At 38.4% G+C, this 13,314-nt stretch carries 10 protein-coding genes; 6 read left to right on the forward strand and 4 right to left on the reverse strand.

What is annotated here, in order from left to right; all coding sequences use genetic code 11:
* Window positions 1–89 precede the first annotated feature (89 nt).
* The 3 genes from IM797_RS15245 (at window position 90) to IM797_RS15255 (ending at window position 5,794) form a co-directional block, all read left to right on the forward strand.
* Window positions 90–1,952 carry an ABC-F family ATP-binding cassette domain-containing protein gene (locus tag IM797_RS15245; RefSeq protein WP_194127998.1) on the forward strand — a complete coding sequence of 621 codons (1,863 nt, stop codon included), beginning with the start codon at window positions 90–92 and terminating at the stop codon, window positions 1,950–1,952.
* Window positions 1,953–2,159: 207 nt separating this feature from the next.
* Window positions 2,160–4,022: a tRNA uridine-5-carboxymethylaminomethyl(34) synthesis enzyme MnmG gene (gene mnmG / locus IM797_RS15250; RefSeq protein WP_194127999.1), complete on the forward strand. Its 1,863-nt coding sequence runs from the start codon at window positions 2,160–2,162 to the stop codon at window positions 4,020–4,022.
* A 143-nt stretch (window positions 4,023–4,165) separates the two neighbouring features.
* Window positions 4,166–5,794, forward strand: coding sequence for an Ig-like domain-containing protein (locus tag IM797_RS15255; protein ID WP_194128000.1), 1,629 nt, complete (start codon window positions 4,166–4,168; stop codon window positions 5,792–5,794).
* Here IM797_RS15255 and IM797_RS15260 read toward each other — a convergent pair whose 3' ends face one another.
* Entirely contained in the window at window positions 5,795–6,304 is a 510-nt protein-coding gene (locus IM797_RS15260) for a gamma carbonic anhydrase family protein (protein ID WP_194128001.1), read from the reverse strand.
* A gap of 4 nt (window positions 6,305–6,308) precedes the next feature.
* Window positions 6,309–7,895, reverse strand: coding sequence for an L-aspartate oxidase (nadB, locus tag IM797_RS15265; RefSeq protein WP_194128002.1), 1,587 nt, complete (start codon window positions 7,893–7,895; stop codon window positions 6,309–6,311).
* 559 nt (window positions 7,896–8,454) lie between these two features.
* Between nadB and nadA the strand changes: the two genes are divergently transcribed.
* Both nadA and thiL read left to right on the forward strand, forming a co-directional pair.
* The gene (nadA, locus tag IM797_RS15270) at window positions 8,455–9,456 is read left to right on the forward strand and encodes a quinolinate synthase NadA (RefSeq protein WP_370583086.1); all 1,002 of its coding nucleotides are present in this window, start codon (window positions 8,455–8,457) and stop codon (window positions 9,454–9,456) included.
* A 179-nt stretch (window positions 9,457–9,635) separates the two neighbouring features.
* Window positions 9,636–10,676 (forward strand): thiamine-phosphate kinase, encoded by a 1,041-nt coding sequence (gene thiL / locus IM797_RS15275; RefSeq protein WP_194128003.1) that lies wholly within the window; start codon window positions 9,636–9,638, stop codon window positions 10,674–10,676.
* On the opposite strand, the gene IM797_RS15280 is transcribed toward thiL, so the two are convergent.
* Window positions 10,671–11,993: a DNA recombination protein RmuC gene (locus IM797_RS15280; protein WP_194128004.1), complete on the reverse strand. Its 1,323-nt coding sequence runs from the start codon at window positions 11,991–11,993 to the stop codon at window positions 10,671–10,673. The genes thiL and IM797_RS15280 overlap by 6 nt on opposite strands.
* 233 nt (window positions 11,994–12,226) lie before the next feature.
* Between IM797_RS15280 and IM797_RS15285 the strand changes: the two genes are divergently transcribed.
* Complete coding sequence (locus IM797_RS15285) at window positions 12,227–12,919, forward strand: zinc metallopeptidase (protein ID WP_194128005.1); 693 nt, start codon at window positions 12,227–12,229, stop codon at window positions 12,917–12,919.
* 3 nt (window positions 12,920–12,922) lie between these two features.
* On the opposite strand, the gene apaG is transcribed toward IM797_RS15285, so the two are convergent.
* Window positions 12,923–13,309 (reverse strand): Co2+/Mg2+ efflux protein ApaG, encoded by a 387-nt coding sequence (gene apaG, locus IM797_RS15290; RefSeq protein ID WP_194128006.1) that lies wholly within the window; start codon window positions 13,307–13,309, stop codon window positions 12,923–12,925.
* Window positions 13,310–13,314 lie beyond the last annotated feature (5 nt).

Below are 13,314 nucleotides of genomic sequence, written 5' to 3' on the forward strand. Positions count from 1 at the left end.
CAAATTCCTGAGTCGTAAAACGATACCAACGAAATTATTGCTTACTTTTGTGGTAATTTCTTATCTCATAATATCGTTAAATACAGACTTTGAGCACACTTATTGCAGCCGAAAACTTAGGCCATGCTTACCACGACGAATGGCTATTTAAAAATTTAACCCTGGGCATCCAGACCGGACAACGCGTAGCGCTTGTTGGGATCAATGGAGCAGGCAAAAGTACCCTATTGAAACTTCTGGCCGAAAGATTTTCGCCGCTGGAGGGAAAAATTGTGAAGAATAAATCGACTAAAATCGGTTTTCTGGATCAAGAACCTAGTTTTACCGAAGGTTATTCCATCAGTGATTTTATCTTTTCATTGGAGAATAAACAGCAACAGCTCATCAAGGAGTACGAGGAACTGATTGAAGATCCGAATCCAGATGAGAAGAAACTGAACAGACTTTATGAAGAATTGAGCGAACACAATGCCTGGGAATACGAGCATGAAATAAAAACGATTTTAAGCCGCATGGGGATCACCCATTTAAACCAGCAGATCTCTACCTTATCCGGAGGACAGAAAAAGCGTCTGGCGCTCGCTAAATTACTTATAGAGGATCCTGAAATCTATGTATTGGACGAGCCCACCAACCACCTGGATATTGACACTATTGAATGGTTGGAGAAACTCCTGACATCAGGCAATAAAACTTTATTGTTGGTTACACACGACAGGTATTTCCTGGATAATGTTTGCAACAACATCGTAGAGCTTGACCGAGGCAAAATTTACAATTATAATGGCAACTACGCCTACTTCCTTGAGAAGAAATCCGAAAGGGAAGCTGCTGATGAAAGCACTTTCCAGAAGAATAAAAACTTACTGAAAAAGGAATTGGAATGGATGCGCAGGATGCCAGCAGCTCGTACAACCAAATCTCAGTCTAGAATTGATGCTTTTTACGATTTAGACGCCAAAACAAAACAAAGATCTGATAATCAGAAGGTTACATTAAATGTAAAAATGTCCAGGCAAGGTAACAAGATTTTGCAACTGGAAAATATTGGACAATCTTTTGATGGGAAAAACATTATAGAAGATTTCAGTTATACTTTTAAACGCGCGGATCGCATAGGCCTCGCCGGAAAAAACGGAACTGGAAAATCTACTTTGTTAAATATCATCACCGGTTATTTAAATCCGGAAAAAGGAAAAGTAAGCACGGGTGAGACTACAGTTTATGGATATTACAAACAAGGTGGTTTAGCTTTCAACGAAAAAGAACGTGTAATTGATATTGTTAAATCTGATGCGGAGTACATCAAGATGGCAGATGGACAGACCATTTCTGCTTCTCAACTGTTGACCTTATTTTTATTCCCGCCGAAAAAACAACATGGCATGGTTGAAAAATTAAGCGGTGGTGAAAAGAAACGTTTGCACCTGATGAAAGTTTTGATGCAAAATCCAAATTTCCTGATTTTGGATGAGCCCACAAACGATCTGGATATTGACACACTAAATGTGCTGGAAGAATTTCTGGAAAACTTTCCTGGTATCTTAATTTTGGTTTCCCACGATCGTTACCTCCTTGATAAAATGAGTGAACAATTATTCATTTTAGAAGGCAACGGTAAAGTTAATATTTACAACGGCAATTATTCTGAATATCGTTTAAGTCTGGAAAATCCAAAAGAAAAATCAGAGCCTAAAATTAAAGCTAGCGAACCCAGCCCTACTCCGGTTGTATCTGCTAAAAAATTAAGTTATAAAGAACAGCGTGAACTGGAAACACTTGAATCCAGAATATCGGAGGTTGAAACATCAATTGCTAAATTGACGAATGAACTGACGGCACTTGACAGTTCGGATTATCTGGCGCTTCAAAATACCACAAAAAGTATTGAAACGTTAAATATCGAATTGGAGGAGATTACCGAACGCTGGCTGTTACTTTCTGAAAAATAAATGCAAATCGGACGGATTAGGCTAGTTAGAAATAGTCATTTTAAGATTAAAATTATTATAACATATCCTTCCAAAAATAAGACTTCAAACGAAGCCTTTTAAGACAACAATAAGAAAAAAGAGTCAACGTTCCACGTGAAACAGAACGGTTGTCTTAAAATAAAGCTAAATGCGTTTCACGTGAAACATAGATTTTAATATAGAGAAATGTTTAAAGAATATGATGTAATTGTAGTCGGCGCAGGTCACGCAGGATGTGAAGCCGCTGCTGCTGCCGCTAACCTTGGATCCTCGGTGCTACTGATCACCATGAACATGGAAACCATTGCGCAAATGAGTTGCAATCCAGCAATGGGCGGTGTAGCTAAGGGCCAGATTGTTCGTGAGATTGATGCGATGGGTGGTTATTCCGGCATCATTAGCGATAAAACGACTCTCCAATTCCGAATGCTTAACCTATCTAAGGGCCCTGCAATGTGGAGCCCGAGAGCTCAAAATGATAGAAAACGTTTTGCAGAAGAATGGCGATTGGCTCTGGAACGTACGCCAAATGTAGACTTCTGGCAAGACATGGTGAGCAGCTTAATCATCAAAGATAACACTGTGACCGGTGTCAAAACTTCTATAGGGGTTGAGATCAAAGGGAAGTCTGTAGTATTGACGAATGGGACCTTCTTAAACGGTCTGATTCATATCGGGGAGAAAAAATTTGGTGGCGGTAGAACCGGAGAAAAAGCGGCAACAGGCTTAACCGAACAGTTGACAACACTTGGCTTTGAAGCCGGACGTATGAAGACAGGTACCCCACCCCGCGTAGACGGCAGGTCGCTGAACTATTCCTTGATGGAAGAACAATGGGGTGATGAAAATCCTGGACGCTTCTCATTCACAAATGTGGCAAGGCCTACGGAACAAAGATGTTGTTGGATTACATATACCAATACTAATGTTCACGAGACATTAAAAGAAGGTTTTGAAAAATCTCCTATGTTTACAGGAAGAATCAAAGGCCTTGGTCCGAGGTACTGTCCGTCAATCGAAGATAAAATAAATCGTTTCGCAGAACGCGAAAGACACCAGATTTTTGTAGAACCAGAAGGTTGGAACACCTGTGAAATTTACGTAAATGGCTTTTCAACTTCACTACCAGAAGATGTACAATTTCGGGCACTTACCCAGATTCCAGGATTTGAAAATGCCAAGATGTTCAGGCCTGGATATGCCATTGAATACGACTATTTTCCACCTACCCAGCTCACCCTAACATTAGAAACCAAATTGATTAGCAATTTGTTCTTTGCAGGTCAAATTAATGGCACAACTGGATACGAAGAGGCTGCTAGTCAGGGTTTTATAGCTGGAATTAACGCAAGTCAAAAGGTAGCTGATAAACATGAATTGATCATGAAAAGATCCGAATCTTATATCGGTGTTTTGATAGACGATCTGGTAACGAAAGGTACAGAAGAACCTTATAGAATGTTTACATCAAGAGCAGAACACCGTTTGTTGTTGCGTCAGGATAATGCCGATATTCGCCTCTCTCCTATTGGACATGAACTTGGATTGATCAACGACGAACGTCTGGAAATCGTCAAACAAAAGGTGGCAAACTCAGATGCTATTGTTGCATTTTCTAAAAAACAAGGTATAGAAATGTCTGCTGCTAATGCCATGCTTGAAGAAATGGGTACCAGCCCATTGAACCAAAATGTAAAAATTGTTAGTCTGCTCGGTAGACCTCAAATAGAAATTAACGATGTCCGTAAGGTAAGTCCTGTATTTGATGAATATCTAAATCAATTTGATCAGGAAACTGTAGAACAAGCAGAAATCAAAATTAAGTACGAAAGCTATTTTGAGAAAGAGCAGGAGATTGTAAATAAAATGCAAAAAATGGAAGACAAAGATATTAATCCAAATTTTGATTATTCCCAATTGGTATCTTTATCAAAAGAAGCAAGAGAAAAACTTTTACGGATAAAACCGAGAACTTTAGGTCAGGCATCCAGAATATCGGGCGTTTCACCGTCAGATATCTCTGTTTTAATGGTGCATATTAGTAAATAATGTATAAGATGCTGAAAAACAGTATTTTAAATAAAAAATAAACGAAATAAAAAATGACCTCATTACAAGCGATATGAGGCATTTTTATTTTTTTTTAATCATATTATATAAAACTGCGTACAAATTCAATATAAAGCATATAAATGGCTAAAAATCGAAGCATAGCGAGTTTAATAAACTTTTTGGCAATATTTTCAATCAGTGTACTGTTTTATGCCTGTGCAAGCATACAACAACCTCAAGGTGGACCTAAGGATACGGACCCCCCTAAGATTCTGAAGATGAGTCCAAAAAATTTAATGACAAATTTTACGGCAAAAAAAGTAACCATAGAATTTGATGAGTTTTTTAAAATTCAAAATGAATTTAAAGAGTTCTCCGTATCACCAGATGTAGAGCGTCCCCTAACGTTAAAACCAAAGGGGAAAAAACTGGAAATTACCTTTCCGGACAGTCTGGAAAAAAATACGACCTACACTTTGAATTTTGGTAAAGCAATTGTAGACGTAAACGAAGGAAACGTTTTAAAAAACTTCACCTATGTGTTTTCAACTGGTCCGCGCCTGGACTCTTTGAGTATTAAAGGAAAAGTTACCAATTCCATTACGGGTCTACCTGAATTGGATGCTGTGGTCTTCGTTCTTCCGCTCAACAGAGATACCATATTTGGGAAGAAAAAACCCTCAATATTTACCACGACTGATAGCAGTGGCAATTATGCGCTGAATAATTTAAGAGAAGATACCTATAAAATCTACGCATTAAAAGAGAAAAACGGGGATAAAATCTATCAGCAGGCGAGTGATGAAATCGGTTTTTTAAAGGATTCCATTGTACTGAGAAAGCCGATAGAAAATATAGATCTGAAGATATTTAAAGAGAATGCTACAGTTTTCAGAATACTGGAAAAGAAGTTAAATACAGATGGAAGCATTAATATGGTTTTTAATCAAAAGTTAAAAAAACCAGAAATTCAGGTAACCGATCCCCCTGGGTTGGACGCCGCAAAACTGTTCAAATTCAATAAAACCAACGATACATTGAAGGTTTGGTTGAAAGATTTAAGCTTCGATTCTACAAAAATAGCTGTAAAAAATGAGGGTAAACTGCTCCAGACCGTCAACTTCACCAGGGGTAAAAAAGAAACTTACACAAGGGTAATTAGCGCAACAGACAACATAGAAGGTAAACTTTTAAACCCAAATAAGAGCCTTAAATTGAGTTTTAATTTCCCGATAGACAGCCTCAATTTAAAGAAAATCAGTCTGCTGGAAGACTCTGTTGAACGCAGTGGATTTACCATTTCAAAAGATTCCATAGACCTCCTATCCTATTATGTAAAGTATCCATGGAAGCCCAAAAAGAACTACGAACTGAAGTTTGAAGCAGGTGCTGTAACCGGCATATTCAACACTAAAAACAAGGAATTTATCAAGACATTTGATCTGGCTAACAAGGACGATTATGGAACATTAATTGTAAAAATTGTAACTCCTGAGCCTAATAAAAGTTACATATTAGAAGTAGTTGATGCCAACAAATACGTAGCAAATACTTTAGTGGTAACGCGGGACACGACCGTTACTTTCGCCAATTATAAAGCTGGAAAATACTGGTTGAGGATTACTTATGATACAAACAAAAATGGAGTCTGGGACAGTGGGAATGTAAGTAGTAAACTGCAACCGGAAAGAATATGGAATGAACCCAAAGAACTCTCTATCAGAGCCCTTTGGGAAAGAAACGAGACGGTAACCATCCCAAAAGAATAGTTATTTAAACCAATCGGCGTACATGATGTAATTATCTGGAAGCCTATTTAATAAAGCCCTTTGCTCTTCAGTAATGGGCTTTATTTTTTTAGCAGGAGTTCCGGCATACAAAAATCCACTCTCGCAGCGGGTATTTTCCAATACCACTGAACCGGCAGCAATGATGCAATACTCCTCAATCAACGCATGATCCATCACAATAGCTCCCATTCCGATCAGATTATGATCTTTGACAATGCAGCCGTGAACGATGGCATTGTGCCCGATTGAGACCCGACTGCCGATGATTGTGGCCGCTTTCATATAAGTAGCATGGATAACCGCACCATCCTGTATATTGGTATCATTGCCGATTGTAATCTGATTTACATCCCCCCTGATTACGGCATTGAACCAAACAGAACAGTTTTTTCCCATCACCACATCACCAACAATGGTAGCATTTGGTGCAATAAAACAATCGTCGCCCCACTTGGGCATCTTATCTAAAACAGGTAATATTACAGGCATAATTCTAGTAAATGGTATCTTTTAAAACTTCCGAATGGTTTGGATAATCTGTTGTATAATGCAAACCGCGACTTTCTTTGCGGGCCATTGCCGATTTAATAATGATAAAAGCCACCTGAATTACATTGCGTAATTCGCAAAGTTTTACTGAAACTTTATTGGCTTTATAGAATTCTTCTGTCTCTTCATGGAGCAAAAAAAGGCGTCGCATGGCACGGTCTAAACGAAAATCCGACCGTACAATTCCAACATAATCACTCATTAATTTCTGTGTTTCGCGAAGGTTATGCGTCACTAAAATATCTTCATTTGATTGGGTTACACCATGTGCATTCCAATCGGGAATGTGCTCTGGAATGACAATATTTTTGAATATTTTGATGGCATCCTCATAAATTCTGTGCGCAAAGACAGGAGCTTCGAGCAAGGAATTTGAGGCCAATCTATTTGCTCCATGCAGCCCTGTAGAAGAACACTCGCCACATGCATAAAGATTTTTGATAGAAGATCTGCCATGTTCATCTACTAAAATTCCCCCGCACATGTAGTGTGCAGCTGGGGTAACAGGAATCAAGTCCTTGGTCATATCTATGCCAATAGACAAACATTTCGCATAAATATTTGGAAAATGACTTAGAATATCCGACTTTTTTCGGTTCCTGATATCCAGGTAAACAAAGTCCTCACCAGATTTTTTCATCTCCGCATCTATTGCTCTGGCCACGATATCACGAGGTGCTAAAGACCCTCTTTTATCGTATTCGTACATAAACTCATCACCATTTTTACGCCTTAAAACTCCGCCGAAACCACGAACTGCTTCGGAAATCAGGAAGGCAGGATACTCTCCAGGGTTATATAACGCTGTTGGATGGAACTGGATAAACTCCATATTTCTAACTTTTCCTTTTGCCCTGTAAACCATCGCCATACCGTCACCTGTAGCAATCACAGGATTTGTAGTGCTCGAATACACGTGGCCGGCACCACCAGAGGCAAGGATAGTCACATTAGCTAAGATCTTTTCCACATCGTTACGCTCTGTGTTAAAAGCATATATACCGTAGCAGTGGATATCTTCAGAACTCTTATCCACATGAATACCTAAATGGTGCTGTGTAATCAATTCCAAACAGAAGTAATGTGTTAATATCTCTATGTTCTCATTTTGATGAATTTGCTTCAATAAGACACTTTCAATTTCATATCCGGTGACATCTTTATAATGTAAAACCCTATGCTCGGAATGTCCTCCCTCCTTGGCCAGGTCGTAAACTCCCGAACGGTCTTTGTCGAAATTAATCCCATAATCGATAATTTCCTGAATCCGTTGAGGTCCCTCCTTCACTACAATTTCGACTATCTCTTTGTCGCACAAGCCATCACCAGCAATTAAAGTATCCTCAATGTGCTTTTCAAAAGAATCTCCTTTATCAATAACCACCGCAACCCCACCTTGTGCATATTTGGTATTGGATTCATCCTCGTTTGATTTGGTGACAATTAAAACCTTTCCATGTCTGGCGGCTTTCAAAGCCAGGCTTAAACCGGCAATTCCGGACCCAATAACTAAAAAATCTACTTTCCTCATTAGTATTTTATTGTTTTTCAATTTGTTATGAAGCCTAATAGGCATTCATGTAGTTTTTCGCCAAAAAAATGCACTCAGATCTCGCTGAATCAGTGCAAATTAACATAATTGTTAACAACGTTGAAATTAGTGTTAATTACATGTCTAAATAAATAGAACAAATTTTGTTGAATGTTTAAAGCTAAGGTAAAAAGGGAATTTGCCACAATATTTTGAGTTATTTTTAAGCAGGTTCCAGGAGTTTATCCACTTTTTACACATCAACTAACAATAAACATATTTCTATTGATAAAATTTTGTCCAAAAAAATATCTCATTGTAAATCAGTAGATATTTTAAATAAAAATGTAATCTAAATGTTAGTAAATTATTAATAACTCATATAATCGAAGAAAAAAAACATATTTACAAACGTTATCCACAGACTAATAAACAATAGAAATACATTTATATTAAATTAATTATAATTTATTGAACTGTTGAAACTACGTACCTTTACAAAAGTTAGAAAAAATCAAACGTCAGATTTTTCACAAAACGATAGAAAAAATAAATACTCATGAAGATGGATACCTTAGAAGAGGAATTAAGCAGAAAAGGATTTATAGAAGAAAGTATTGATCCAAGTCTTGATCTTTTTGAAGAAATTGAAAAGCTAAAAAAAGAAAAGAATGCAATTGTATTGGCGCACTACTATCAGGAACCTGATATTCAAGATATTGCAGATTACATTGGAGATAGTTTGGGTTTATCACAGGAAGCTGCTAAAACAGAAGCGGATGTGATTGTATTTGCTGGTGTCCATTTTATGGCCGAAACAGCCAAAATACTTTCGCCTGAGAAAACCGTTTTACTGCCGGATTTGAAAGCGGGATGTTCCCTCGCCGATAGCTGTCCGCCCCATTTGTTTAAAAAATTTAAGGAAAAATATCCGGATCATCTGGTGATTACCTATGTGAATTGTACCGCAGAATTGAAGGCTATGAGCGATATTGTTTGTACCTCCACTAATGCTGTACAAATTGTACAAAGCCTTCCGAAAGAACAAAAGATCATTTTTGGTCCCGACAAAAATTTAGGAGCATGGGTAGCCAAAAAAACGGGTAGGCATCTGGTTTTATGGAATGGAGCATGTATGGTACATGAGATTTTTTCTAGAGAGAAAATTACGAAGCTAAAAGAGCGTCATCCGGATGCAAAATTTATTGCTCATCCAGAATGTGAAGAATCAGTTCTGCAAATGGCCGATTACATTGGATCTACAACAGGCTTGTTAAATTACAGCATCAAAAATGAGGCAAAAACCTTCATTGTAGCTACTGAGAGTGGTATTATTCATCAAATGCAAAAAGCAAATCCGGGAAAAACTTTCATTCCGGCACCGCCAAATAACAATTGCGCATGCAATGATTGCCCTTACATGAAGCGGAATACGCTGGAGAAATTGTATTTATGCCTCAAAAACGGCCTCCCAGAAGTGACTGTAGCAAAAAATATTATTGCTGACGCCCGTAAACCTATTGAGCGCATGCTTGAAATTTCAGCCAGTTTAGGGCTTTAATCGACTTTTATGGCTTGTGGATAACCTGTTAATTTGCTTTTTTACAAGGGATTATCTGGCTTAAATATGGGAGTTTTACCTTCGGTTATTGAAAAAAGAGATGAAATCACTGAAATTGTGGTTATTTGGGAATAAAATGATGTGAATAACTATGTTAATTCACTAAAATAAAAGGTATTATGTTTGAAAATAGTGAACGTACGGATATAGCAGAATTGGGTGAATTTGGGTTGATTAAACACCTCACAGACAATTTTAAAATTAAACACGAGAGCAGCATTAAAGGTGTTGGCGATGACGCAGCAGTATTGAATTTTGAAAATAAGGAAGTTTTAATTTCTACAGACCTGCTACTGGAAGGCATCCATTTCGATCTGGCTTACGTACCGCTGATGCATTTGGGCTATAAAGCCATACAAGTGAATCTAAGCGATATTTACGCCATGAATGGTATTGCAACTCAAGTCACCTTTTCGATCGGCTTATCGAGTAAATTTCCGCTTGAAGCCGTAGAAGAGATTTACAAAGGTGTGCAGTTGGCTTGCGATAAGTTCAACATTGATTTGATCGGTGGTGATACCTCGGCGAGTAAGCAAGGATTGGTGATCAGTGTAACCAGTATTGGTTATGCGGAGAAAAAAGATGTCGTGTACAGAAATGGTGCTCAGGAAGGTGATCTTTTGTGTGTATCTGGAGATTTGGGTGGAGCTTATGTTGGCCTGCAAATTCTGGAAAGGGAAAAGCAGATTTTTTTGGAAAACCCAAATATTCAACCTGACCTGGAGGGTAAAGACTACATTATCGAGAGACAATTGAAACCAGAAGGACGCAGGGATATTGTTGACCTGCTTGGACAGATGAAAATCGTGCCGACTTCAATGATTGATGTTTCTGATGGACTGGCTTCTGAAATATTGCACATTTGCCAGCAATCGGAAAAAGGTTGTACCCTTTATGAAGAGAAACTGCCGATTGATCCAATGACCTACGAGACTGCCAGGGAACTTGGTCTGGATCCTACGGTCTGTGCCCTGAATGGCGGTGAAGATTATGAATTGCTTTTTACGATTAAACAGGCAGATTATGAAAAATTAAAACATGATGTGGACATCAGTATCATCGGCCACATCACGGATAAAAATTCAGGTTGCAAAATGGTTTCGAAGTCTAATGTTGTTCATGAATTGAAAGCACAAGGCTGGAACGCATTTAAACTATAAATCGATTTCATCCGGTAAAACCGGGTCTAAAAATTTGGTGTCAATTTGCTTGGTCGCTTTGGCACCTAATTTTTTGATCTTTTCAGAAGTGTTGGATAGGTTCCCCGCTCCTGTTGAGAGTTTGTTCAAAGCTTTTTCATAGGCATCCTGGCTCAGCTTGATGTTCCGTCCGATGGCTTCCATGTCGGCCAGGAAACCAACAAATTTATCATACATGCTGCCACTTAACCGGGCAATTTCCAAAACGTTTCTATTTTGCCTTTCCTGTTTCCATATACTGGCAATGGTGCGCAAAGTTGCCAGTAAGGTGGATGGACTGACGATGACCACTTTTCTATCCCAGGCATAATTGAACAATTCAGCATCTTGTTGCACTGCGATGCCGAAAGAGGATTCAATAGGAATGAACAGCAGTACAAAGTCTGGCGAGTTGATCTGGTGCAATTCCTGGTAATTTTTTCCAGAAAGACCCTGGATGTGGTTTTTAATGGAAATTAAATGTTGCTTTAACTGAATTTCCCGTTCTTCATCTGTATCTGCAGTAACCAATCGCTCGTAAGCCACCAAAGAGACCTTAGAATCGACGATAATATGTTTATCATCTGGAAGGTCAATTATGACATCCGGCTGCATTCTGGAGCCTTCAAATGAGTTCAGGCTCGTTTGAATCCGGTACTCTCTGTCCTTGATCAGGCCAGAACGTTCCAGAACCCTTTCCAGAATCACTTCACCCCAATTGCCTTGTTTTTTACTGTCCCCTTTGAGTGCCCTTGTCAGGTTGTTTGCATCTTCCTGAATTTGCTTGCTTTGATCCATGAGCTGGGAGATGACTCCTTTGAGAATATTGCGTTCATCAGATTCGGCTTTATACACCTTGTCAACCTTTACCTCAAAAGCTTTGATGTTTTCTTTCAACGGATTTAGAATGGCATCCATGTTGTCTTTGTTGTGTAGTGTAAACTTTTCCGTTTTGGCATCGAGGATTTTGTTTGCGATATTTTCAAATTCCATTTTAAACCGTTCCTGAAGTTCAGCGATATATTTTTCCTGTTCGGCCTGTTTTTCCCGTTGCGACAACAGCGCTTCTTCTGCTTTAATCAGCTTACTGCGTTCATTCATATAATTTAAACGTAAGTCATTCAGTTCATCTTCTGTTTTTAATTTTTCTTCTTTGAGCCAGTTCAGTGCTTTTTCATGTTCGCGTTCTTTCAGTTCCAGCAGAACCAAATGACTATCGTCAGTTGCTGGTTTTCTAAAGAAAAGCAATATGAGTACTACTAAAATTATGATCAAAAGAGAAGCTAAAATATATTCCATACTAAAAATTTTATCAAAAATGAGAAAAATGATGGACTATAACAAGAGCCCGGTTCAGATATGCGCTGTTTTACCTACAAGGTGATTTGGTAGATTTAAGTTAATGTGAATTTCTATCGGCCTGTAAAAAGTAATCAAGCCTCTTTTTACGGTAAATTGAAAAAACAGATTTTTTCAGGTCAATTTGGGAACGCTTTTTGATTGTCAATCCTTGAAAAACATACTTTAGGAAAATGGGAACTTATTTTTTTTTAATAATTCCAGTTCTGATTATCAGCATGTTTGTGCAGTGGAGATTTAGAAACAGATTTTCAAAATATGCCGAGATGCAGTTGAATTCAGGATTGTCCGGAAAGGAAGTGGCGGAAAAAATGTTGTACGACAATGGAATTTTTGATGTGAAAGTTGTAAGCACAGATAAAGCATTATCTGATCATTACAATCCCGAAGATAAAACCGTTAATTTGAGTACAGATGTGTATTATGGACGAAGCGTTGCAGCAGCAGCAGTAGCTGCTCATGAATGTGGCCATGCTGTACAACAGGCTGTGTCCTATCATTGGTTGGATTTGAGAACGAATATGGTTCCGGTAGTCAGCATCACTTCCAATTTGTTGCAGTGGGTATTGATTATTGGTGTGTTTCTGATCTTTTTTACCTTTAATCCGATTGTATTGGGGATTGGTGTAGTTGGGTTGACCTTAATTACCATTTTTAGCCTGGTCACTTTACCAGTGGAATTTGATGCCAGTAGAAGAGCGCTTGCCTGGCTTAAGAATAACAAAAGTGTACTTTATACTACTGAAGAGCATAATCAAGCCAAAGACGCCTTATGGTGGGCAGCCATGACCTATGTGGTAGCGGCGTTGGGATCCCTGGCCAATCTTTTTTATTATGCTTCAGTCCTTTTTGGAAGGAATAAGTAGTAATTAATTTAACCGATAAGGAACAATCAGTTCAAATTCTGGAATATCTACAGTAAAATCTGTTTGATCTGCTAAGCGGGTCATGAGGTAATTGCCTTTCATACTGCCCATGTCTGTAGTCAGATGGCAGGCAGACACATAGGTATGTGCGTCACCCGGTTCGATCACAGGTTGCTCTCCTACCACACCTTCGCCTTCTACTTCCCTTTGTAATCCGCTGGAATCAAATATAAACCATTGTCTCCTTTTCAGCTGAATGGTATAATCCGATAAATTTTCAATAACGATGCGATAAGCAAACATAAAATGTTCAGCTTCAGGATTTGAATCCTGATCCTGATACATGGTTTGTACCGAAATTTTAATACCGTTTGTGATCGCTGTAACCATTGTTT

It is taken from the genome of Pedobacter sp. MC2016-24 (genome assembly GCF_015223055.1).
Lineage (GTDB): Bacteria > Bacteroidota > Bacteroidia > Sphingobacteriales > Sphingobacteriaceae > Pedobacter.